Genomic DNA, 21,816 nt, shown 5'->3' on the forward strand with positions numbered 1-21,816 from the left:
GCTCTTTTTCGGTCGTTGCCGCTAAAGAAACGGGCTCAGGTTTCGGGCGGGAGTGTGCCGCCGAGAACTGGGACGACGGCATGACAAACTTGGCGCGCGGGCGCCTCGCGGTCGCGGAAACGGGCGGTCATCAGGCCGATCGCTTCGCGTCCGATGGCCGCGCGGTCGACGCGCATGGTGGCGAGGCGCGGATTGGTCATCAGTGCGCAGGGCAGATCGTCAAAGCCGACGATGGCGAAATCATCCGGCACGCGCAGACCCGCCTCCATCACCGCTTCGAGCACGCCGACCGCGACGAAATCGTTCATGCAGAAGGCGGCGGTGAAGCTGCTATCCTCGGCAAGGACAGCGGTGGTGACGGCATGGGCCTCCGTGCTCGCACTGCCCCTAAACGTCAACGGCACGACGCGGCCTTCACCGCCTTCGACGGAAGCCATCGCCGCCTCGAAGCCACGGATGCGCTCGCGAATGGTCTGGCGATGCGAACCCGTCAGATGCAGGATGCGACGATGGCCGGCATCGATCAGGCGTCGCGTCGCGGCATAGGCGCCAAAAAAATTCGAGGGGGAGACGCCATCGAAGCGCAGTTTTGCATCGGTGCCGTTGACGAGCACGACCGGCGTGCCGCTGTCCTCCAGCCAGATGCGCAGCTCATCGGAGGGATCGATGCCGACGAGGAACAGACCCTCGGCGCCGGCTGCCTGGAGATATTCACCGATATGGTCTGGCGTGGTCCTGGCTTCGCGGACGAGGCGAATGTCGAAAGGCATGCCGCGTTCGGCTGCGCCGGCGCGCAGGCCCTCCAAAATACCCTCATAAAAGACGCTCAGGCCGCCGGTAGCGCTGTCGCTGGCGATCAGCGCGAGCGCGGCCGGCACGGTTTCCGCGGCCGGCTTCAGCGGGTAGCCGAGATCGCTCGCCACCTTGAAGATCTGCTGACGGATAGCTTCGCTGATTCCAGGCTCATTGGTTAGCACCCGCGACACCGTCGAGACGGAGACGCCGGCCCTGCTGGCAATATCGGCTTGCCTGACACGTTTGGATCGAACTTCACTCATGCGGCAATATTTCCGCAAATTATGCAAATTTGCAAGAAAAAGATTGTTTATTGCAATACGCAATCGAATTGCATATCCTGCCCTCGAATTTGTCCGCACAAGGCGTCGGGAGGTCGCTGCGGATAACGCGCCATGGGCATCGCAAGAGAAGGAGGAATCTCATGCGTATGAATCGCCGTTCATTCATGATTGGGACTGCCGGAGCCGCTGCCGGTCTTGCTTTTGGTGCAGGGGGCTCGCTGCCCGCCTTTGCCGACTCCACGCAACTGCGGGCGATGTGGTGGGGCTCGCCCGACCGCGGCAAGCGCACGGTCGCCGTCGCCGAGCTGTTCCACAGCAAAAACCCGGATATTTCCATCGTCGGCGAGAGCATCAGCGGCGACGGTTATTGGGCCAAACTCGCAACGGGAATGGCGAGCCAGACCATCGCGGATGTCTTCCAGCTTGAGCCGAGCACGATCTCGGATTATTCGAAGCGTGGCGCCTGCATGCCGCTCGATCAGTTCGTGCCTTCAACGTTGAATGTCGACAGTTTCGGCAAGGATGTGCTGAAGCTGACGACGGTCGACGGCAAGCTCTATGGCGTCGGCCTCGGGCTTAATTCCTTCGCGATGTTTTATGATGAGGACGTTTTCAAGAAGGCCGGCCTGACGCCGCCCGGCCCCACGACGACCTGGGCGGAATATGCCGACCTTGCCGTGGAACTGACCAAGGCTGCCGGCAAGCGCGCCTATTGGGGCGGCCCCTATGGTGCGCGTTACAACTATGTGCTGGATGCCTGGCTGCGCCAGCGCGGCAAGAGCCTCTATTCCGAAGATGGCGGGCTCGGCTTCGGCGTCGATGACGCCAAGGAATGGTATTCCTATTGGGAGGATCTCCGCCAGCGTGGCGGCACCGTATCGCCCGACGTCCAGACGCTCGATCAGAACACCATTGAGAGCAATTGCCTGGCACAGGGCAAATCGGCGATCGGCATGGCCTATTCCAACCAGCTCGTCGGTTATCAGCTCGTGGTCAAGAGCAAGCTCGCCATCACGATGCTGCCGCGCGAAAAGAAGGATGGACCTTCCGGCCATTACTATCGCCCGGCGTTGATCTGGAGCGTGGGCTCCTCCAGCAAGAACGGCGAAGCGGCCGCGAAATTCATCAATTTCTTCGTCAACGATCTCGATGCCGGCAAGGTCCTCGGTGTCGAGCGCGGTGTGCCGATGTCGCCGGCCGTGCGCGCGGCCATCCTGCCAACGCTCAACCCGGTCGAGCAGCAGACGGTGAAATATGTCGAGCTGCTGAAGGATCAGGTCGGCGCCTACCCGGCACCGGCGCCGCTGGGTGCGAACGAATTCGACCAGAATGTCATGCGCCCCGTCGCCGATCAGCTTGCTTTCGGCAAGATCACGGTTGCTGAAGCCGCGCAAAAACTGGTGGAAGAAGGGAAGACGAAATTGAAGAGAGGGTGATGGGGTGAGGTTCGTTCAGAGGCGGTGGCATATGCCGCGCCTCTGACGCCGCTCCGTCCCTTTGAAACATCTCCCCCACTCGGAGGGAGACGTTCGGATTGGCAGGTCTGGATGCATCACCGGATCGCGAAGATCGTCAACGCGATCCGGTTCCGATCGATCTTGCCGCGATCCCGATGCGCTATTCGTTGATATCGGGTTCGACGAGCTTTGCCAGATTGCGCAGCGATTCCTGCCAGCCGAGATAGCAGGCTTCAGGCGGAATGACGTCGGGCACGCCTGCCTGGGTTATGTTTACTTCCGTTCCGACCAGGACCTTCTTCAACGTCACTGTCACTGCCATTTCGCCCGGCAGGTTGGGGTCGTCGAACTTGTCGGTGTAGCGCACCAGCTCGCCGGGGATCAGCTCGACATATTCTCCACCAAAGGCGTGGCTTTTGCCGGTCGTAAAGTTGCGGAAGGACATTCTGAACGTGCCGCCGACTGTCGCTTCCAGATGATGCACGGTGCATACAAAGCCGTTGGGCGGAAGCCACTTGGCGAGCGCGTCCGCCTCGATGAATGCGCGATAGACCTTTTCCGGGCTGGTTGCCAGGACGCGATGCAAACGTATGGTGTTCGGCATGGTTATGATCCTTCTGAATTGACGAATTGGACGACCTTAGGACGAACGATACTTCAGCAATCCGACATTGGATCGATATTCTCTTCAAATAAATTATTCATAACAAAAAATGCCGGAGCTCTTTCGAGCCCCGGCATTCCTGCCGCATGAAAGGTCGGGCTTACTTTGCTGCGTCAGCCCAGCTCTTGACCAGTTCGTCGTAGTTGACGGTGACCGGCTTTTCCTTCTCGTTCGCGATCTTCAACTGCGGAGCGAGATGGCCATTCTTGACGGCATCGGCGTTCCAATAGTTCAGATCATGCTCTTCGGCGAGCTTCGGGCCGATGTCGCCCTGCACGCCTGCACGCTCGAGGCGCTGAAGCACCTTTTCCTGATCGGCGCACAGTGCATCCATGGCGCCCTGTGCGTCCTTCGCGCCGGATGCGGCATCGCCGATGGCCTGCCACCAAAGCTGTGCCAGCTTCGGATAGTCCGGAACGTTGGTGCCGGTGGGCGACCACTGAACACGGGCCGGCGAGCGGTAGAACTCGATCAGACCGCCGAGTTCAGGCGCGCGCTTGGTGAAGCTCTTGTCGCGGATGGTGGATTCGCGAATGAAGGTGAGACCGATCTGGCTCTTCTTCACGTCTATGGTCTTCGACGTCACGAACTGCGCGTAGAGCCAGGCAGCCTTGGCGCGATCGACCGGCGTGGACTTCATCAGCGTCCAGGAACCCACGTCCTGATAGCCGAGCTTCATGCCGTCCTTCCAGTATACGCCGTGCGGTGAAGGAGCCATGCGCCATTTCGGCGTGCCGTCCGCGTTCATGACCGGCAAGCCCGGCTTGACCATGTCGGCGGTAAAGGCCGTGTACCAGAAGATCTGCTGGGCGATATTGCCCTGTGCCGGAACCGGGCCGGATTCGGAGAAGGTCATGCCCTGTGCTTCCGGCGGAGCGTAAGCCTTCAGCCAATCGAGATACTTCTGGATCGAATAGACGGCTGCCGGGCCGTTGGTGTCGCCGCCGCGCGCGACGCAGGAGCCGACCGGACGTGAGCCGGCGTCGACCTTGATACCCCATTCGTCGACGGGCAGACCGTTCGGCAGGCCCTTGTCGCCATTGCCGGCCATGGAGAGCCAGGCGTCGGTGAAGCGCCAGCCGAGCGACGGGTCCTTCTTGCCATAGTCCATATGGCCGAAGACCTTCTTGCCGCCGACGTCACGGCCGGTGAAGAACTGGGCGATATCCTCATAGGCCGACCAGTTGACCGGCACGCCGAGATCATAGCCGTATTTAGCCTTGAAATCGGCCTTGTTCTTCGGATCGTTGAACCAGTCGTAGCGGAACCAATAGAGGTTTGCGAACTGCTGGTCGGGGAGCTGATAAAGCTTCTTGTCCGGAGCGGTGGTGAAGCTGGTGCCGATGAAGTCGGCGATGTCGAGATTGGGGTTGGTGACGTCCTTGCCTTCGCCCGCCATCCAGTCGGTCAGGTTGCGCACCTGCTTATAGCGCCAATGGGTACCGATCAGGTCCGAATCGTTGACCCAGCCGTCATAGAGGTTCTGGCCGGTCTGCATCTGCGTCTGGATCTTTTCGACGACGTCGCCTTCCTGGATGACGTCGTGGGTGACCTTGATACCGGTGATGGCGGTGAAGGCCGGTGCCAGAACCTGTGATTCATACTGGTGGGTCGTCAGGGTTTCCGAAACGACCTTGATTTCCATACCCTGGAAAGGCTTGGCCGCATCGACGAACCATTGCATTTCCTTTTCCTGGTCGGCGCGCGAGAGCGTCGAGAGATCGCCGATCTCCTTGTCCAGAAATGCCTTGGCTTCGTTCATGCCGGCATGGGCCGATCCGGCCAAAGCCAGCATCACGACTGCCGTCGTTGTTAAGAGATGCCGTCGCATATATTCCTCCCTACAGGTTGCGAGTGTATTGTCAGACGGCCAGACCCCCAGCCATCCGTATCGACTTGTCTTACTGCGCCATGTGTCCGAGACGGGCAAAGGGCGCGGTAACTCCTTGAAACCGCGCTAGACCAGACGGAAAACGCCGATCGCGTAGACGACAGAAATGGCGACCGCCCACCACAGGTTCGGCCCTCCCAGGCCCAACCACGCAATATGAATGAAGGCGGCGCCGAGCAGCGAGACGAACAGCCGGTCGCCGCGCGTTGTTTCAAAATGCAGGATGCCGACGCGCGGATTGCCGCCGGGCGAAAAATATTCCCAAATGGCCATGCCGAGCAGAAGCAGCAGAATGGTCACGAAAAACAGGACCGTCGGCAGCGTCCAGGCCATCCAGGAGAAATCGGTATTCATGGCGGTTTCCTCTTAGACGCGGCCGAGCGCGAAGCCCTTGGCGATGTAATTGCGGACGAAATAGATGACGAGCGCGCCGGGGATCAGCGTCAGCACACCGGCGGCGGCAAGCAGGCCCCAGTCCATGCCGGCGGCCGAGACCGTGCGCGTCATGATGGCGGCGATCGGCTTGGCGTCGGTCGTGGTCAGCGTGCGGGCGATCAGCAGTTCCACCCAGGAGAACATGAAGCAGAAGAAGGCGGCGACACCGATGCCGCTTGCGATCAAGGGAATGAAGATCTTGATGAAGAAGCGCGGGAACGAATAGCCGTCGATATAGGCCGTCTCGTCGATCTCCTTCGGCACGCCGGACATGAAACCTTCAAGGATCCAGACCGCCAGCGGCACGTTGAACAGGCAGTGCGCCAGGGCTACCGCGATATGAGTGTCGATCAGGCCGAAGGCCGAATAGAGCTGGAAGAAGGGCAGCGCGAAGACCGCCGGCGGCGCCATGCGGTTGGTCAGCAGCCAGAAGAAGACGTGCTTGTCGCCGAGGAAGCGGTAGCGCGAGAAGGCGTAAGCTGCGGGCAGCGCGCAGGCAACCGAGATCACCATGTTCATGACGACATAGGTGATGGAGTTGATATAGCCCTTATACCAGGACGGATCGGTGAAGATGATCGTGTAATTGCGCAGCGTCGGCTGGTGCGGATAAAGCGTCAACCCGCTGACGATCTCCTCATTGGTCTTGAAGCTCATATTGACGAGCCAGTAGATCGGCAGCAGCAGGAAGATGATGTAGAGCGTCGGCACCACCCAGGACCAGCGCCCTTCCTCTTTATGTCGGCTCACCGGCTGCGTGCCGGTCGTCGCGGTAACACCGGCGACGGGGCTGGAAGCCGCTATCTTGTTCATCGTGTTATCGCCTGCGGAGGTCGTAAGAGGTTTGCCGCTCATCGCGTCTCTCCCGCATCATAATTGGTCATGACGGTGTAGAAGACCCAGGACAGCAGAAGCACGATCAGGAAGTAGATCAGCGACATTGCCGCTGCCGGGCCGAGATCGAACTGGCCAAGGGCCATCTTGACGAGATCGATCGACAGGAAGGTCGTTGAATTGCCAGGGCCGCCGCCGGTGACGACGAAGGGTTCGGTATAGATCATGAAACTATCCATGAAGCGCAGGAGCACGGCGATCAATAGCACGCGGTTCATCTTCGGGAGCTGGATGTAGCGGAAGACGGACCAGCGCGAGGCGCCGTCGATCTTGGCGGCCTGGTAGAAGGCATCGGGAATGGAGGCGAGGCCGGCATAGCAGAGCAGCACGACGAGGCTGGTCCAGTGCCAGACATCCATGATGATAATCGTTGCCCAGGCATCGGCCGGATCGGAGACGTAGTTGTAGTCGATGCCGAGGCCGACGAGGACGTAGCCCATCAGGCCGATATCGCTGCGGCCGAACACCTGCCAAATCGTCCCGACGACATTCCACGGGATCAGCAGCGGCAGTGCCATCAAGACCAGGCAAACCGGAACGCCGATACCCTTCTTCGGCATGTTGAGAGCGATGAAGATGCCGAGCGGCACCTCGATCGCCAGGATGACGAAGGAGAAGATCAGGTTGCGGAGCATCGAATCCCAGAAGCGGCTGGAATGAAGGATCTCCTCAAACCACTGTGTTCCCGCCCAGAAGAAGACGTTGTTGCCGAAGGTGTCCTGCACCGAATAGTTCACCACCGTCATCAGCGGGATGACGGCCGAGAAGCCGACCAGCAGCAGTACGGGAATGAGCATGAACCAGGCTTTGTTGTTCCAGGTCTTGTCCATGATCAGGCTCCCATCTCGACGCGCCAGGAGTTGGCGTAGATATTGATGCCGGCGGGATCGAAGGCGATGTGCGGTTCGGCCGGCACGGTCTGATCCTCACCGATGATCGCCGTGATTTCCTGCCCTTCCAATTTGGCGCGCACCACCTTGCGACGGCCGAGGTCCTCGACCTTGGTCACGGTCGCCGGCATGCCCTCGCGGCCAAGGCGGACGAATTCCGGGCGGATGCCGAGTTCGGTCTTGCCGCCCTGTCCATTGATGGGGGCGCCCGGCAGCGCGACGGTGCTGCCGGCGAGACGGGCGCTGCGGCCCTCGATCTGCACGGGCATGACGTTCATGCCCGGTGAACCGATGAAATAGCCGACGAAGGTGTGGCGCGGCCGCTCGAAGAGATCGTTCGGCGTGCCGATCTGCACCACCTCGCCGTTATACATCACCACGACCTTGTCGGCGAAAGTCAGCGCCTCCGTCTGATCGTGGGTGACATAGACCATGGTGAAGCCGAAGCGGCGGTGGAGCTGCTTCAACTGCGAACGGAGGACCCATTTCATATGTGGGTCGATGACCGTCAGCGGTTCGTCGAACAGGATGGCGCTGACATCGGAGCGCACCAGGCCGCGGCCGAGAGAGATTTTCTGCTTGGCATCGGCCGTCAATCCCCGCGCCTTGCGATGGGCACTGTCGGAGAGGCCGATCATCTCGATGATCTCATCGACCTTGCGCTTCACCTCGGCTTCCGGAACGTGCCGGTTGCGCAAGGGAAAAGCGAGGTTTTCGTACACCGTCATCGTGTCGTAGACGACCGGAAACTGGAAGACCTGGGCAATATTGCGCTCCTGCGTCGACAGTTTAGTCACGTCCTTGCCGTCGAAGAGGATGCGGCCTTCCGAGGCACGCACGAGGCCGGAAACGATGTTGAGCAGGGTGGTCTTGCCGCAGCCCGACGGTCCGAGCAAAGCATAGGCGCTGCCGTCCTCCCAGCTATGATGAACTTCCTTCAGCGCATAGTCCGCATCGGATTTGGGGTGGTCGTTATAGGCGTGTCTTATATGGTCCAGGTCGATGCGTGCCATTGGCCCTGTCTCTCCTCAGGCAGCCCGTTGCAGGGCGGGTGTGACTGCGGCGCCGTTGGTGTCGAACACCATGATGTGGCGCGGGTCGATGTAGACATCGATCGAGTCGTCGACATCGATGTCCTCGACGCCCTGGATCAGCATGACCCAGCGCTGGTCGGCGAAATCGATGTGGATGAAGCTTTCCGAACCGGTGATCTCGGTCACCATCACCCTTGCCGGCGCTGCGACCGCTTCGGAGGTCTGCGGCTTCAGCGCCAGATGGTGCGGCTGGAAGGCGATGGTGTAGGGGCCGTCCGGCTGGCTTTCTAGGCCCGGCGGTACGGGCAGGCTCATATCGCCGTTCAGCACGAACAGATTGCCGCGCTTGTCGAGCGAGATCGTGTTCAGCGGCGGATCGGCGAAGGTAACGGCGGTGATCAAGTCCTTCGGCCTGCGGAAGACATCGATGGTCGGTCCGAACTGGGTGATCCTGCCTTCCGACAGGGTCGCCGTATTGCCGCCCAAAAGCAGCGCTTCAGAGGGCTCAGTCGTGGCGTAGACGAAGATGGCGCCGGATTCGGCGAAGATTTTCGGCAGTTCGGCGCGCAGCTCTTCGCGCAGCTTATAGTCGAGATTGGCGAGCGGCTCATCGAGCAGCACCAGGCCTGCATTCTTGACGATGGCGCGGGCAAGCGCCGTGCGCTGCTGCTGGCCGCCGGAGAGGCTGAGCGGCAGACGATCAAGGAAGGGGCCAAGCCGCAGAAGATCGGCCGCTTTCTTCACTTCGCGGTCGATCGTCGCCGCATCGATGCCGCCGAGGCGCATCGGCGATGCGATATTGTCGTAAACGGTCATGGCGGGATAGTTGATGAATTGCTGGTAGACCATGGCGACGTTGCGGCGCTGCACGGGCACGCCCGTGACATCGGCGCCGTCGACGTGGATCGTGCCCGAAGTCGGCTTGTCCAGCCCGGCCATCAGCCGCATCAGCGACGTCTTGCCTGAAAGCGTCGGTCCGAGGAGGACATTCAGCGTGCCGCGCTGCAGCGTCAGGTTCGTTTCGGCAATGTGCGTTTCGCCGCCGACCGCCTTCGACACGTTTCTGAGTTCAAGCACCATATGCTCCTTCCATGCATCGTATGGGGACGCTGCGACGGATTGCTGGCCGTAAGGCCTGTTTTGTTGCCCATTGGGTAGCGATCTGGAGGATATAAACCCGCCGCGATCGTTTATGCCTTTACTGTCCGAATGCCCCGTTCCTTCGACAGATTCGGGAGCGGCGGCGGGATGGTTGTGGAGAAGTAAATTGCGTCGATCCGGATGCGAGGGATTCGCGATGACGCAAACCGAGGCGAGCACGGTTCGGAACGCGGCAGACGCGCTCGACCGGACTGCGGCTCACGCAGCGACCAATGACATCCGTGACGTCGATTTGAGCTCTGGACAATTACCTCTCCCCTCGTTTCGATTTCTACCCCTCATGCGAAAACCGAAACTAGAATGACGATAAATGAAGATAAAGGAATGTCAAACGAAAATTGGGCGGGTCGCAATTTCCGGCCGAAACCGACATCAGGGGATGCGCCTTCATCCGCAGCATAACTGTTTAGGCGACACTGAAAATGGCTGAAAGTCACCCCGAATACAGAAAGCCGAGGCGGCGATTTTGTACCGCAGACCTGGCTTTACCGCACGAATAGGGCCGAAGAATCTGGCGAAAAAGTCGCGATCGTCCTCGGCAAGATAGCGCCTGGCCTTTTCCGGATTAAGATCGACGACCATGCCGGGGCGATCGATGACATCGATGAAACCGTTCTTGACGATCACCTCCGACAGGCCTTCGGCAATGTCATGCCACCAGTCGGGATCGCCTGTCGCGTATTCGAAAGCAATAAAGTTTGCCGGAAGCGTGGCCGAAACCTGGATCACGCGGCCTACTCGAGCAGGCCGTTGGCTGTGCCGTGCGGGGCGAATAAAATGCAGATCGGCCTCGAAACCCGCAAGCCTGTCCGAAACATCCTCCGATCAATCGCCTTGGCGGAATGGATACCTCAAGCGGCGGCGACCTGGATTTCCGTCTTGACGGAATTGGCAATGAAGCACTGTTCATGCGCCAGGTGGTGCAGTTCTGCTTGCATTGCGGCGGTTGGCGGTTCCCCGGCATAGACGATGGTCGGATTGAGCTCAACGCGGCTGACGATCAATTTTCCGTCGACCTTTTCCATCACGCCGATCGCCTTGTCGGTATAGCTCTCGACGACGATCCGCTTGGGTGCGGCGAGCGAGAGAAAGGTCAGCATGTGGCAACTGGAAATCGCCGCGATGTAGGCCTCCTCCGGATCGACATTGGCTTCCACGGAATAAGGAAGCGGAACGATATGCGGCGAAGCTGACGCCGGCACGACTTGGCCGCCGTCAAAGCGCCAGATGTGCGCGCGGCTGTAACGCTTGTCGGTGAAAACAGCCCCTTCACGCTCCCAATGCACCTCGACGGTCATCTTCATATCAGATCATCCTTTGTCGGCATGGAAAGAAGTCTTGCAGTCGTTTGAGTGAGATGGTGGCGAAGATGCTGCGCGGCAGCGTCGACATCTCCCCTGGCGCAAGCGGCAACGATCGCGGCGTGTTCCTCGAAAAAATCAATGCGCTCCTGGGCGCCACGCTTTTGATGAAGGCATGCCCGCCGAGATTCTCGTCGAAGCGTTGCTATGGTTCTCAGCAATCGCGTATTTTCGCACTCGCTATACAGGGTCAGGTGAAACTGCTGGTCGAGCTCCTCAATCCGCACCGGATCGTACTCTGCGAATAGCTCATCGTTGAGCCTTTCAGCCTTCCGCAAGGCGGAAGGCAAAAGCAACGGCACCGACTGCTCCAAGGCGGCGACCTCCAGAATAGTCCGAAGCTCGGTAAGTTCACTTGCCTCCCGTTCCGAGAGGATCGCTACCGCCAGACTTCGATCCGGACGCCGCACGACCAAGCCACTCCCGAGTAAGCGGTCCAAGGCCTGCCTGACGGGCTGGCGGCTGACCCCGAAACGCTCGGCGATCGATTCCTGCTTGAGAACGGAGCCTGGTGCCAATTCACCTGACTCAATCTCGTCCCGCAGCTCGCTGAAAATAGACTTTGGATCCATGGATCCAAAGTAATGCTCTTTCCCGAAATTGGTCAAGCCTTAATCAGGAGGCGATCCCAGCCGCGTTCGTCGCAGGGCGGGGGCGAGGCGCGGCGTGTCGATGACCGGCGGTGATCCCGGGGATCGTGCATATGCTGTGCTGGTGCGGGTGCTGGAAGGATTGTCCTGTCGTCGACGGCGGCTCGGCGCGCTGACCGGCAGGACCAGAGTGGCCTAAAGCCAGTTGATACGCTTCAGCACCCAGAGGGTCGCGATCGAGGTGATCGTTACGAAGACGACGATGATAACGAAGGCCCAGGTGTCGTTGACGCCGGGGATGCCACCGACATTCATGCCGAAGAGGCCGGCCACAACGCTCGGCGGCAAAAGCAGGGCTGCGAGGGCGGCAAGGCGGTTGGAATTGCGGGCGATGCGCTCGCTGATGACGGTCGACAAGTCGTCGTGCAGGATGCTGGTGCGGTCGCGGATGGCGTCGAGATATTCGATGTAGCGCATCAGCTTGTCGATCACTTCGCGCATGCGCAGCTTGTCGCGCTCGGCAAGCCAGGGCGCATCGTCATGCTCGATGCGGTTTAGGGCATCACGTTGCGGCGCCAGATAACGGCGAAGCTGCACGGCTCGCCGGCGCAGCAGTTTCAGGCGCTCGCGCACTTGGCCGGCTTCGCCGTGAAAGATCAGTTCGTCGAGTTCGTCCACCTCTTCATCCATGGCGTCGAGCACGGGTTCGAGGTCGCGCACCAGCTTGTCGCCGATCAAGGCGAGCAGGTCGCCGGTGCGCTGCGGCCCTTTTTTCTTTTCCAACGACAGACGGATATCGCGCAGCGCCGTAATGTAGTGGCCGCTGTCGCGGAGCGAAACGATGCGCTCGCCATCGACCCAGAGATGCAGGGGCACAAGGTCGATATCGGCGGGTTTCTGCGTCGCGCCGTCCGGCGATGTCGCGCAGACGCCGCGCAGGATGATCAACAGCCCGTCGCCCACCGGTTCGACGCGAGGGCGCGAATCCTCCTCCAGCAGGGCTTCGATGACGAAGGGGTCGAAGCCGCTTTTATGCATGACCCAGTCGGCTGCGGCAGGATGGTCGCGCTCGAGATGTAGCCAAGTCACACCCTGCCCATGCTTCCACTCGCTGAGCTCTTCCATGCAGAGCTGCTTGCAGCCGCCACGTCCGTCGAGCTGGGAAGCGAAACGCAAACCCGGTTCGGTGCCGTAGCTGACCGTCGACGTGTTGGGTGCTTCCGTGGCGCCTTGGTCCATCCGTCCTCCCCCGCCAGCAAAAAAGCGCAAGTAGCACAAGCGTTTGTGGCGTGCCGGCGATATTTTATCAGTTCGGGTCAAGGTGGCAAGGTGGAGGTGCGGAGAAGCCCCTCATCCGGCTCGTGAGCTTGTCGAAGGGCGGCCGCCCTGTCCCGCGTGCCGGGAGAGGGTTGTGTGAGGAGCAATTCTTGCTTGGAAATCAGATAGAGGCAGGTGCCCTCAACGCGCGGCCCAGTTGGCGCCGCGGCGGAAGATGGTTTTCATCTGTGGCACGTTGAATTCCTTGGCCTGGTGGCCGAGCGAGGAATAGAAAACGCGGCCCTTGCCGTATCTGCGCTTCCAGGCGACCGGCATGACCACGCCGTCGATCCAATAGGCATGATCGCCGGTAAATGTCGTGGTTGCCAGCACCTCGTTCGACGGGTCGACATGCATGTAATATTGCTCGGATGTGTAGGGGAAATCGGTGATCCCCTCCATGATCGGGTCATCCGATTTTGTGATGTTGACCGTGTAGTCGATGATGTTGCCGGGATGGGCGACCCACTGGCCGCCGATAATGAACTGATACTCGACGCATTCCCGGAAGCTGTCGCCTGCGCCGCCGTGATAGCCGGCGATGCCGACGCCGCTTTCGATCGCGGCGGCGAGGTTCTTCGCCTCTTCCTTCTCGATCTTCGACATGGTGACGATCGGCACGACCAGGCTGAGGTCATGGATCGACGGGTCGGCAAAGGCTTCGGTGCTGTTTTCGAGGTAGACCTTAAAGCCATCCTCTTCCAGCACGTCGCGGATGATATGGGCGCATTCCTGCGGTTCGTGACCGCTCCAGCCGCCCCAGACGATAAGTGCTTCGCGCATGATATTCCTCCTGAAACTGTGTCGTTAGCGGCCGATCTGTCCATCGACCAGAGATTCGGACAGAGGGGCCGGGCGCTCTGTTTGCGTCGTGATGGCGATCGTGCGGCCGGTGTCGGAGGCCGTCTGGAAGGCTTCCATGACTTCGAGCACATGCAGCGCGAGGCTGCCATTGGCGCGGTGCGGCCGGTTGGAACGGATGGCATGCGCCAGATCGGCGACGCCGAGCGAACGGTAGTTGCCGTCGGCATAGGGGGCCGCGACTTCGCGTTCCTCGAACTGGCCGCCTTTCTTGAGATATTCGACCGGGCCGCCGAAACGGTTCGGATCAGGCACGATCAGCGTGCCCTCAGTGCCGTAGACTTCGAGTGGCACATGCTTGTGGCCGGCAACGTCAAAGCTCATGCCGATCTGCACGACCGCGCCGTTGGCGAAGGCCATGACGCCGGCAACATGGGTGGCGACATGCACGGGGATGCGCTCGCCGTTGCGCGGCTCGCTGGTGATGATGCGCTCCTTGCGTGGCGCCACGGCAAAGCCGGCGACCTGGGAGACGGGGCCGAGCAGGTTGACGAGGTCTGTGATGTAGTAAGGTCCCATGTCGAGCATCGGGCCGCCACCGACTTCATAATAGAAAGCCGGATTCGGATGCCAGCGCTCATGGCCGGGGCACATGAAGGTGGCGGTGCCGCCGACCGGGACGCCGATCGCGCCCTCATCGATGATGGCGCGCGCCGTCTGGTGGCTGCCGCCGAGGAAGGTGTCCGGGGCAGCGCCGATGCGCAGGCCCTTGGCGGCCGCGGCATCCGCAAGCTTCTTGCCCTCCGCGAAGTTGATGCCGAGCGGCTTTTCCGAATAGGTGTGCTTACCGGCGTCAAGCGCCTGCAGGCCGACGGCGACGTGTGCCTTCGGAATGGTCAGGTTGACGATGATCTCGATCGTGGGATCGGCAAACAGGGCAGCGACATCGACGGCCTTCAGACCAAATTCGGCGGCTTTGGCTTCGGCGAGTTCGCGGTTGAGGTCGGTCACCCCTTTGATGTCGAGAATGGGGAACGATTTCATCGCGGTGAGATAGGCGCCGGAAATGTTTCCGCAGCCGATGATGCCAATGCCGACCTTTTCCATAAAGCTTCCTCCAAATGAAGTGTCCGTGCATGCCTTGCGGGGTTAGAGCGCCGGTGCCGGCCCTGTCGTTCCCCAAGGAGATTCGTAGAGTTCGCGCAGCGCCACTACGGCCGCGCCCTGCGCCCAGGTTTCATCCGTCGACTGGTCGAAGACGAGTTCGGTCACGCCCTTGATCGATGGCGGGATTGCCAGCGAATAGGCCTCTCTCAGGCTGTCGAGGAAGGGCTGGCCGAGCGCGAGGCTCGAGCCGACGAGGATAACGCGCGGCGGCGCAAACAGCGTGACGATATTGGCTAGCGCCATGCCGCAGGCTTCGCCGGCGCGGATCGCCGCGCTGATCAGCGCGTTGTCTTCGGCGGCAATCAACGTTTTGGCATGCGCCATACCGCGGCCGAGGCGGATGGCTTCGGCAAAGCGGCCGCCGCTCGGCTGGTCGCCGAGGATCGCGCTTTCGCCCGCCAGGCTCGCAAGCCTGACCGTGCCCTGCGGCCCGATGCCGAGCGCGAGGTCGCCGAGATTGTGGCTCAAGCCGCCGGCGCCGCGAAACAATTGGCCGCCATGCAGCACGCCGAGGCCAAGCGTCTGTTCCAGCGACACCAGCACCATGTCGTCAAGATCTCTCGCCTCGCCGAACCAATGATGCGCCAGCGTGATCGCATGGGCATCGCTTTCGACGATGGTGGTAACACCCAGCCGCTCTGACATTTCCCTGGCAAAATCGACGCCGCTCTCGCGGAAAATCGGGCTGGAGCGCACATGGCCGGTGCGGTGTTCGATGACGCCGGGCAGGCCGAGGCAGACCGAATCGATTTCATCGAGCGCGAGATTGGCATCGACGACGCAGCGGCGCACCCCGTCCTCGATCAGGTCGGCGATGACGCTGATCGGCTGCCGGTCGACGCGAAGGGCGAGCGTCAGCGTCGACTGCACTTCGCCGCGGAAATCGGCGACGACGAAGACCATGCGGTTCGCGGCGATTTTTGCGCCGACGACGCGGGCGGCGTCCGGATTGAGCTCCAGCATGACGCGCGGCCGCCCACGGGCGGCGGCTTCACGCAGGTCGCCTTCGGTGCGCGCCAGGATCAGGCCGTCATCGAGCAGCGAAGCGGTGATCGCCGATACGGTCGTGGTCGAAAGCTGGGTGCGCTCGCTGATTTCGATACGCGCGATCGAACCCGCCCGCCGGATCGTATCCAGCACGTTGAAGCGGTTGATTGCCCGCATAAGCTCGGGGTCTGCTGTTTTCATGTGAATGGTGCCGAATGACGAATCCGCTCGGCTGCGGCCTGATATTTTTGACGGGATACGAATTAAATAACCTATGCTTATGGCCTGATGTCAAGCCGTTTCCCAGTCACTTCGCCGAAAATTTAGCGATGGTGGTTGACATTTCAGCAAAGCTCCGCTGAATTAATCCGCATGAGGGAAAAATTATTGAGGCTCTTGTTCCCTTGGGAGGAGAAAATCATGCTGTATGAACGCGGGGCGAAGGCCCTTCGCGGTGTGCGTGTTGCTGCGATCGCCGCTGCCACGGGACTTGTCATGCTTGCCGGCGCCACGAGCGCTGCGGCGGATACGGTCGTCAAGTGGCTGCACCTGGAGCTCGATCCGAACTACATCGCCGTCTGGCGCAAGATCGCCGATCAATATGAAGCCCAGCATCCGGGCGTGAAGATCGAAATGCAGTTCCTGGCGAACGAAGCCTTCAAGGCCAAGCTGCCGACGCTGCTGCAATCGAAGGACGCTCCCGATTTCTTCTTTAGTTGGGGCGGTGGTGTGTTGAAGCAGCAGCAGGCAACCGGCACGCTGATGGACCTGACCGCGGCGATGAACGCCAAGGATGGCGCCTGGGTGAAGAGCTATAATCCTGCGGCAGTGAAAGGCCTGACCTTCGACAACAAGATCAGTGCCGTGCCTTACAAGCTTGGCACCGTTTCCTTCTTCTATAACAAGGCCTTGTTCGCCAAGGCCGGCGTCGACGCCAATACTATCAAGAGCTGGGACGACTATCTGGCCGCCGTCAAGAAGATCAAAGCGGCCGGTATCGTGCCGATTGCCGGCGGCGGCGAGAAGTGGCCGATCCATTTCTATTGGAGCTATCTGGTGATGCGTGACGGCGGCCAGAAGGTCTTTTCCGCGGCCAAGAGCGGCGAGGGCAATGGCTTCAATGATCCGGCGATCATCAAGGCCGGCGAGCAGCTTGCCGAACTCGGCAAGCTCGAGCCGTTCCAGCCCGGCTATCTCGGCACCACCTGGCCGCAGGCGCTCGGCGTCTTCGGCGACGGCAAGGCCGCGATGATCCTTGGCTTCGAAAACACCGCCGCCAACCAGCGCACCAATGCCGGCGACGGCAAGGGTCTCGCCGACGACAATATCGGCCGCTTCGCCTTCCCGGCGGTTACCGGTGGTGCCGGTCTTCCGACCGATACGCTCGGCGGTCTGAACGGCTGGGCCGTGACCAAGAAGGCCCCGCCTGAAACCCTCGATTTCCTGGCCTATCTGACCAATGCCGAGAACGAACGCACCATGGCGCAGGCCGGCATGATCATCCCGGTCGCCGTCGGCGCGGAAGACGGCGTCAAGAGCCCGTTGATGCACGCCTCGGCCGACCAACTGGCGCATTCGACCTGGCACCAGAACTTCTTCGACCAGGATCTCGGCCCCTCCGTCGGCCGCGTCGTCAACGACATCTCGGTCGGCATCGTCTCGGGCCAGATCGCACCGAAGGATGGCGCGCAGCAGGTCCAGGACGCCTTCGAGCAGGACCAGCTCTAGCACCATCCGGCGCCGGCCTCTCCCTTGTGCCGGCGCCGGTTTTTCTTTGAACTGCAATTGTCGAGACCGCCCATGACCGATGTCAGCGCAACGACCGCCATACCGACCATCGCCAGAGCGAAACCCGCAGCGCGGCGAAAATCGCCGGCCGCACGCGGCCGCATGCCCGTCATCCTGCTGTTCTTGCCGCCGGCGCTGCTGCTTTTCACCATCTTCGTCATCCTGCCGATGGGAGAGGCCGCCTGGTACAGCCTTTACAAATGGAACGGCTACGGCCCACCGACGGAGTTCATCGGGCTGCGCAACTTCCAGGTTCTGTTCAAGAACGGCGCCTTCCTGACCTCGCTGAAGAACAATGCGCTAATCATCCTGGTCTCGATCGCCCTCCAGGTGCCGCTTGCCATATGGCTTGCGACGATGCTGGCAAACCGCATTCGCGGCGTCGTGCTCTACCGGCTGATCTTCTTCCTGCCCTATGTGCTGGCGGAAGTGGCAGCGGGCTTGATCTGGCGCTTCGTCTATGACGGAGACTACGGCCTGTTTGCCGCGATCTCGCATTTTCTCGGCACCGCCACCCCTTACGTGCTCGCCGATAAGGATCTGGCGATGTATGCGGTGCTGGCGGTGATCGTGTGGAAATATTTCGGCTTCCACATGATGCTGTTCATCGCCGGCCTGCAATCCCTCGACAAAAGTGTGCTGGAAGCCGCCGAAATCGACGGCGCCACCGGCTGGCAGAAGTTTCGCTACGTCACCCTGCCGCTGCTCGGCTCGACACTGCGCCTGTCCGTCTTCTTCGCCGTCGTCGGCTCACTGCAGCTTTTCGATCTGATCATGCCGCTCACCGGCGGCGGACCGTTCAACTCGACCCAGACGATGGTGACCTTCCTCTACAATTTCGGCGTCACCCGCATGCAGGTCGGCGTCGGCAGCGCCGTCGGCGTCGTGCTGTTCGTGATCTGCGTCACCCTCGCCTTCGGCTACAAACGGATATTTATGCGCAATGACTGATATGGCCTCATCCGTTCGCATGACCACCGGCACGAAGATCTATCTCTACGTGTCGCTGACCATCATCGCCGCCATCGTGCTGATTCCGCTGTTGACCACGGCGCTCGGCGGATTCAAGTCGCTCGGCGATCTCCGAACCAATCCCTTCGGCCTGCCGGCCGAGTGGCATTTCGAGAACTATACCGGCATCCTCTTCGGCGATCGCTATTGGCGGCAGATGATGAATTCGCTGATCATCGCCACCCTGACCGTGTTCCTGACGGTCACCGTCTCGGCCATGGCAGCCTTCGCCTTTGCGCATGTGAAGTTCTTCGGCTCGAACTTCCTGCTGAATTATTTCCTGATCGGCCTGATGTTCCCGGCGGCAACCGCCATCCTGCCGCTGTTCATCCGCATCCGCGATCTCGGCCTGCTCAATACCTATTGGGGCGTGGTGCTGCCGCAGGTGGCTTTCGGCCTCGGCATGAGCATTCTTCTCTTTAGAAACTATTTTCGCAACCTTCCGGAAGAATTGTTCCAGGCGGCTTTCGTCGATGGTTGCGGCTATATCCGCTTCTTCTGGCATATCTCGCTGCCGCTCTCCCGGCCGATCGTCGCCACCGTCAGCATCATCTCCTTCGTCGGCAGTTGGAACAGCTACATCCTGCCGCTGATCATGCTGAATTCGGATTCAATCTATCCCTGGCCGCTCGGCATGATGGTCTATAGCGGCGAATTCGGCACGGAATGGGAACTGGTGCTCGCCTTCATCACGCTCACCATCATGCCCACCATCATCGTCTTCTTCCTGGCGCAGAAACACATCATCGCGGGTCTCACCGCCGGTGCCGTGAAATCCTGAGCCTAGAGCGGTTCAGCTTTTCACGGAAACTCTGAACCGCTCTATTTCTTTGTTTTCCAGCAATTCCGGACGGAAAACCGCTATGCACTTTTCCTGGAATTGCTCTCATCGGAGCAAACAACATGGCATCCGTCGAACTGCATAACATCCACAAGGCCTATGGGGCGCTTCCGGTCATCCACGATATCTCGCTGGCGATCGATGATGGCGAGTTCATCGCGCTTGTTGGCCCCTCTGGCTGCGGTAAGTCCACGCTGCTGCGGATGATCGCCGGGCTCGAGGAAATCACCGATGGCGACGTTTCGATCGGCGGGCAGGTGGTCAACAGCATGACGCCCCGCGAGCGCAACATCGCCATGGTCTTCCAATCCTACGCGCTCTATCCGCACATGACGGTGGCCGAGAATATGGGCTTCAACCTGAAGCTCTCGGGTCAGCCCAAGCCGGTGATCGAGCAGCGGGTCAACGAGGCGGCGCGCATGCTCGACCTCACCAAGCTGCTCGATCGCAAGCCGGCGCAGCTTTCCGGCGGCCAGCGCCAGCGTGTCGCCATGGGCCGCGCCGTGGTGCGCAATCCCGCCGTCTTCCTGTTCGACGAGCCCTTGTCGAACCTCGACGCAAAACTGCGCGTGCAGATGCGCTCGGAGATCAAGGCACTGCATCAGAAGGTGCAGACCACGTCGATCTATGTCACCCACGACCAGATCGAAGCGATGACGCTCGCGGACCGCATCGTCGTGCTGAACCAAGGGCGGATCGAGCAGCAGGGGACGCCGATCGAGCTTTATCGCCAGCCGGCCAATCTCTTCGTCGCCGGCTTCATCGGCTCGCCTGCGATGAATTTTCTCGATGGCATGGTGAATGGTGTTGACGGCTCACCGTCGGTGCGGCTCACAGACGGCACGCAGGTTCGCATCGCAGGCGAGCGCAGAGTGAAGTCCGGTCAGAGCGTGAAGATCGGCCTACGGCCGGAACATCTCAGCCTGACGGGCAGCGGCTCGCCGCTCACCGGCCAGACCTTGCTGGTCGAACCGACGGGCGCGCAGACCCATGTGCTGTTCGATCTGGCCGGCGAGCAAGTGACGGCCGTCGTCGACGGTGAGGCTCCGGTTCGCTATGGCGAGCAATTGAAGGTCAACGTCAATGCCGATCAGGTCTATGTTTTCGACAGCGGAAGCGGGATGGCGCTTTAGACATCGACCGTTATGGCATCCACCCGATCCGGGTAGAAGGCCATGTAATCCTTGATCTGGCTGACGGCGGCGCGCGGATTTTCGTAGGTCCAGACCGCATTCACCGAGCGCTCGCCGCCGACGGGGATGCTGTAATAGGAGCAATCGCCCTTATAGGGACAGTAAGTGGCATGGTCGGTCCTCTTGAGCGCGGACATGTCGATATCTTTGCGCGGCACATAAATGACCGCGGGATAGGAGGCTTCCTTCAGGGACAGCGCCTCACGCGTATCGGCAATAACCTTGCCGGCGACGGAGACGGTGACATGGGCACGCTTGTTCTCGATCGTGATCGGATGATCGGGACCGGGAATCTTGACCAGCTTTTCGGACATTTTGCTTTCCTCAGCTTTGGTGAATGTTAAGGGAGTTTGGCTCTGCCGCAGCAAGAAACTCGCCTGACGATCTCAGCTCAAAAGCATATAGGAAGTGCCCCGCCGATTATCAGGCCCTACGGCGCCCGCATTTTCGGTGCACCCCAGCGCAGGCCGTCCATCAGCAGGCGGACGAGGCGGCGGGAGCGGTCGTGCCATTCCGGTGAAGTGGGCATGGAATAGGTGCCGGACAGCGCATGCAGCACGTCGGTGCTGTCGACATCCGCGCGGATCGAGCCGTCGGCGACGGCCCGTTCGATCAGGCCGCGGAGCGCGATCGGCACCATGCCGTAGCTGTCGGCGAAGAGTTCGGAATTGCTGTTGAGCAGGATGCGCAGGCTGTCGGCCATGCCGCGCTTGGTGGCGATATAGCCGACGAAACGGTGCATCCATTCCTCCAGCGCCTGATCCGGCGCACGCTCGCGCGAAAGCTCTTCGGCCGCGTTGCAGAGCACCTCAACTTCATGGCGATAGACGACTTCGACCAGATGTTCGCGGGTTGGAAAATGACGGTAGAGCGTTCCGACGCCGACACCGGCGCGCCGCGCAATGTCTTCGAGCGAGGCAGCGGTGCCGTGGCTGGCGAAGGCTTGCGCCGCGGCTTCGATGAGCTTGTCGCGATTGCGACGCGCATCCGCACGCAGGGTTTTTGCGTCTGGCGGCGTTTCGTCTTTGAGCCCTGGCGATGGCTTCGAAGCCAATTTTTGCTCCATGCGGATTGCGACTTGACGATACCAGACAAGTCTCTAAGTTAATAAACGGAGGCGCCTCCGTTTATTCTGGAGTACCGAAGGATTGTTACCGCATTAAGGGCCGGGACGCCATTGCCGTCTGATCGGAGGATTAGGGACGGTGAAAGCGCAGCCTCCCCTCGGGCGTCCCACCACAACCGCACGCGCCGG

At 60.8% G+C, this 21,816-nt stretch carries 22 protein-coding genes; 5 read left to right on the forward strand and 17 right to left on the reverse strand.

Annotation, left to right across the window (positions count from 1 at the left end; all coding sequences use genetic code 11):
- Positions 1 to 35: 35 nt before the first annotated feature.
- Positions 36 to 1,058, reverse strand: coding sequence for a LacI family DNA-binding transcriptional regulator (locus ACXHXG_RS17730; RefSeq protein WP_104824779.1), 1,023 nt, complete (start codon positions 1,056 to 1,058; stop codon positions 36 to 38).
- A gap of 161 nt (positions 1,059 to 1,219) precedes the next feature.
- Between ACXHXG_RS17730 and ACXHXG_RS17735 the strand changes: the two genes are divergently transcribed.
- The gene (locus tag ACXHXG_RS17735; RefSeq protein WP_457900142.1) at positions 1,220 to 2,515 is read left to right on the forward strand and encodes an ABC transporter substrate-binding protein; all 1,296 of its coding nucleotides are present in this window, start codon (positions 1,220 to 1,222) and stop codon (positions 2,513 to 2,515) included.
- A gap of 181 nt (positions 2,516 to 2,696) precedes the next feature.
- Here the strand turns inward: ACXHXG_RS17735 and ACXHXG_RS17740 are convergent, their stop codons facing one another.
- The 14 genes from ACXHXG_RS17740 to ACXHXG_RS17805 form a co-directional block, all read right to left on the reverse strand.
- Complete coding sequence (locus ACXHXG_RS17740; RefSeq protein ID WP_283048008.1) at positions 2,697 to 3,140, reverse strand: SRPBCC family protein; 444 nt, start codon at positions 3,138 to 3,140, stop codon at positions 2,697 to 2,699.
- A gap of 160 nt (positions 3,141 to 3,300) precedes the next feature.
- Positions 3,301 to 5,031 carry an ABC transporter substrate-binding protein gene (locus ACXHXG_RS17745; protein WP_285168296.1) on the reverse strand — a complete coding sequence of 577 codons (1,731 nt, stop codon included), beginning with the start codon at positions 5,029 to 5,031 and terminating at the stop codon, positions 3,301 to 3,303.
- Between the two features lie 126 nt (positions 5,032 to 5,157).
- A complete protein-coding gene (locus ACXHXG_RS17750) occupies positions 5,158 to 5,445 on the reverse strand; it encodes a DUF2160 domain-containing protein (RefSeq protein ID WP_104824775.1) in 288 nt (95 codons plus the stop codon).
- Positions 5,446 to 5,457: 12 nt separating this feature from the next.
- Positions 5,458 to 6,339, reverse strand: coding sequence for a carbohydrate ABC transporter permease (locus ACXHXG_RS17755; protein WP_104825266.1), 882 nt, complete (start codon positions 6,337 to 6,339; stop codon positions 5,458 to 5,460).
- A 38-nt stretch (positions 6,340 to 6,377) separates the two neighbouring features.
- Positions 6,378 to 7,250: a carbohydrate ABC transporter permease gene (locus ACXHXG_RS17760; protein WP_104824774.1), complete on the reverse strand. Its 873-nt coding sequence runs from the start codon at positions 7,248 to 7,250 to the stop codon at positions 6,378 to 6,380.
- A gap of 2 nt (positions 7,251 to 7,252) precedes the next feature.
- On the reverse strand, positions 7,253 to 8,323 hold the full coding sequence (locus ACXHXG_RS17765) for an ABC transporter ATP-binding protein (protein ID WP_457900143.1): 1,071 nt from the start codon (positions 8,321 to 8,323) through the stop codon (positions 7,253 to 7,255).
- Between the two features lie 15 nt (positions 8,324 to 8,338).
- Entirely contained in the window at positions 8,339 to 9,421 is a 1,083-nt protein-coding gene (locus ACXHXG_RS17770; protein ID WP_457900144.1) for an ABC transporter ATP-binding protein, read from the reverse strand.
- A 471-nt stretch (positions 9,422 to 9,892) separates the two neighbouring features.
- Entirely contained in the window at positions 9,893 to 10,234 is a 342-nt protein-coding gene (locus ACXHXG_RS17775) for a hypothetical protein (RefSeq protein ID WP_283048000.1), read from the reverse strand.
- A gap of 122 nt (positions 10,235 to 10,356) precedes the next feature.
- Positions 10,357 to 10,809 carry an OsmC family protein gene (locus ACXHXG_RS17780; protein WP_445944966.1) on the reverse strand — a complete coding sequence of 151 codons (453 nt, stop codon included), beginning with the start codon at positions 10,807 to 10,809 and terminating at the stop codon, positions 10,357 to 10,359.
- Complete coding sequence (locus tag ACXHXG_RS17785; protein WP_457900145.1) at positions 10,806 to 11,474, reverse strand: GntR family transcriptional regulator; 669 nt, start codon at positions 11,472 to 11,474, stop codon at positions 10,806 to 10,808. The genes ACXHXG_RS17780 and ACXHXG_RS17785 overlap by 4 nt, the downstream gene beginning before the upstream one ends.
- A gap of 177 nt (positions 11,475 to 11,651) precedes the next feature.
- Positions 11,652 to 12,695: a CorA family divalent cation transporter gene (locus tag ACXHXG_RS17790; RefSeq protein ID WP_457900146.1), complete on the reverse strand. Its 1,044-nt coding sequence runs from the start codon at positions 12,693 to 12,695 to the stop codon at positions 11,652 to 11,654.
- Between the two features lie 219 nt (positions 12,696 to 12,914).
- Complete coding sequence (locus ACXHXG_RS17795) at positions 12,915 to 13,556, reverse strand: ThuA domain-containing protein (RefSeq protein ID WP_457900147.1); 642 nt, start codon at positions 13,554 to 13,556, stop codon at positions 12,915 to 12,917.
- Between the two features lie 24 nt (positions 13,557 to 13,580).
- Positions 13,581 to 14,681, reverse strand: coding sequence for a Gfo/Idh/MocA family protein (locus ACXHXG_RS17800; protein ID WP_457900148.1), 1,101 nt, complete (start codon positions 14,679 to 14,681; stop codon positions 13,581 to 13,583).
- A 42-nt stretch (positions 14,682 to 14,723) separates the two neighbouring features.
- A complete protein-coding gene (locus ACXHXG_RS17805; RefSeq protein WP_285168302.1) occupies positions 14,724 to 15,929 on the reverse strand; it encodes an ROK family transcriptional regulator in 1,206 nt (401 codons plus the stop codon).
- Positions 15,930 to 16,148: 219 nt separating this feature from the next.
- On the opposite strand from ACXHXG_RS17805, the gene ACXHXG_RS17810 reads away from it, so the two are divergent.
- The 4 genes from ACXHXG_RS17810 (at position 16,149) to ACXHXG_RS17825 (ending at position 20,501) form a co-directional block, all read left to right on the forward strand.
- Entirely contained in the window at positions 16,149 to 17,456 is a 1,308-nt protein-coding gene (locus ACXHXG_RS17810) for an ABC transporter substrate-binding protein (protein ID WP_457900149.1), read from the forward strand.
- A 72-nt stretch (positions 17,457 to 17,528) separates the two neighbouring features.
- Entirely contained in the window at positions 17,529 to 18,467 is a 939-nt protein-coding gene (locus tag ACXHXG_RS17815; RefSeq protein ID WP_457900150.1) for a carbohydrate ABC transporter permease, read from the forward strand.
- Positions 18,460 to 19,308, forward strand: a complete 849-nt coding sequence (locus tag ACXHXG_RS17820; protein ID WP_104824765.1) for a carbohydrate ABC transporter permease — start codon at positions 18,460 to 18,462, stop codon at positions 19,306 to 19,308. Before ACXHXG_RS17815 ends, ACXHXG_RS17820 begins: the two co-directional genes overlap by 8 nt.
- Before the next feature lie 122 nt (positions 19,309 to 19,430).
- Positions 19,431 to 20,501 (forward strand): ABC transporter ATP-binding protein, encoded by a 1,071-nt coding sequence (locus ACXHXG_RS17825; RefSeq protein ID WP_260303200.1) that lies wholly within the window; start codon positions 19,431 to 19,433, stop codon positions 20,499 to 20,501.
- Here the strand turns inward: ACXHXG_RS17825 and ACXHXG_RS17830 are convergent.
- Both ACXHXG_RS17830 and ACXHXG_RS17835 read right to left on the reverse strand, forming a co-directional pair.
- Entirely contained in the window at positions 20,498 to 20,875 is a 378-nt protein-coding gene (locus tag ACXHXG_RS17830) for a DUF427 domain-containing protein (protein ID WP_260303199.1), read from the reverse strand. The two genes, ACXHXG_RS17825 and ACXHXG_RS17830, sit on opposite strands and share 4 nt — an antisense overlap.
- Positions 20,876 to 20,991: 116 nt before the next feature.
- Positions 20,992 to 21,627, reverse strand: a complete 636-nt coding sequence (locus tag ACXHXG_RS17835) for a TetR/AcrR family transcriptional regulator (protein ID WP_457900151.1) — start codon at positions 21,625 to 21,627, stop codon at positions 20,992 to 20,994.
- Positions 21,628 to 21,816 lie beyond the last annotated feature (189 nt).

It is taken from the genome of Rhizobium sp. LEGMi-198b (assembly GCF_054114205.1).

Bases quoted from the DNA above. Each gene is read 5' to 3' on its own strand.
- ACXHXG_RS17730 (WP_104824779.1), bottom strand. From the start codon at position 1,058: ATGAGTGAAGTTCGATCCAAACGTGTCAGGCAAGCCGATATTGCCAGC.
- ACXHXG_RS17735 (WP_457900142.1), top strand. From the start codon at position 1,220: ATGCGTATGAATCGCCGTTCATTCATGATTGGGACTGCCGGAGCCGCT.
- ACXHXG_RS17740 (WP_283048008.1), bottom strand. From the start codon at position 3,140: ATGCCGAACACCATACGTTTGCATCGCGTCCTGGCAACCAGCCCGGAA.
- ACXHXG_RS17745 (WP_285168296.1), bottom strand. From the start codon at position 5,031: ATGCGACGGCATCTCTTAACAACGACGGCAGTCGTGATGCTGGCTTTG.
- ACXHXG_RS17750 (WP_104824775.1), bottom strand. From the start codon at position 5,445: ATGAATACCGATTTCTCCTGGATGGCCTGGACGCTGCCGACGGTCCTG.
- ACXHXG_RS17755 (WP_104825266.1), bottom strand. From the start codon at position 6,339: ATGAACAAGATAGCGGCTTCCAGCCCCGTCGCCGGTGTTACCGCGACG.
- ACXHXG_RS17760 (WP_104824774.1), bottom strand. From the start codon at position 7,250: ATGGACAAGACCTGGAACAACAAAGCCTGGTTCATGCTCATTCCCGTA.
- ACXHXG_RS17765 (WP_457900143.1), bottom strand. From the start codon at position 8,323: ATGGCACGCATCGACCTGGACCATATAAGACACGCCTATAACGACCAC.
- ACXHXG_RS17780 (WP_445944966.1), bottom strand. From the start codon at position 10,809: ATGAAGATGACCGTCGAGGTGCATTGGGAGCGTGAAGGGGCTGTTTTC.
- ACXHXG_RS17790 (WP_457900146.1), bottom strand. From the start codon at position 12,695: ATGGACCAAGGCGCCACGGAAGCACCCAACACGTCGACGGTCAGCTAC.
- ACXHXG_RS17795 (WP_457900147.1), bottom strand. From the start codon at position 13,556: ATGCGCGAAGCACTTATCGTCTGGGGCGGCTGGAGCGGTCACGAACCG.
- ACXHXG_RS17800 (WP_457900148.1), bottom strand. From the start codon at position 14,681: ATGGAAAAGGTCGGCATTGGCATCATCGGCTGCGGAAACATTTCCGGC.
- ACXHXG_RS17805 (WP_285168302.1), bottom strand. From the start codon at position 15,929: ATGAAAACAGCAGACCCCGAGCTTATGCGGGCAATCAACCGCTTCAAC.
- ACXHXG_RS17810 (WP_457900149.1), top strand. From the start codon at position 16,149: ATGCTGTATGAACGCGGGGCGAAGGCCCTTCGCGGTGTGCGTGTTGCT.
- ACXHXG_RS17815 (WP_457900150.1), top strand. From the start codon at position 17,529: ATGACCGATGTCAGCGCAACGACCGCCATACCGACCATCGCCAGAGCG.
- ACXHXG_RS17820 (WP_104824765.1), top strand. From the start codon at position 18,460: ATGACTGATATGGCCTCATCCGTTCGCATGACCACCGGCACGAAGATC.
- ACXHXG_RS17825 (WP_260303200.1), top strand. From the start codon at position 19,431: ATGGCATCCGTCGAACTGCATAACATCCACAAGGCCTATGGGGCGCTT.
- ACXHXG_RS17830 (WP_260303199.1), bottom strand. From the start codon at position 20,875: ATGTCCGAAAAGCTGGTCAAGATTCCCGGTCCCGATCATCCGATCACG.
- ACXHXG_RS17835 (WP_457900151.1), bottom strand. From the start codon at position 21,627: ATGGAGCAAAAATTGGCTTCGAAGCCATCGCCAGGGCTCAAAGACGAA.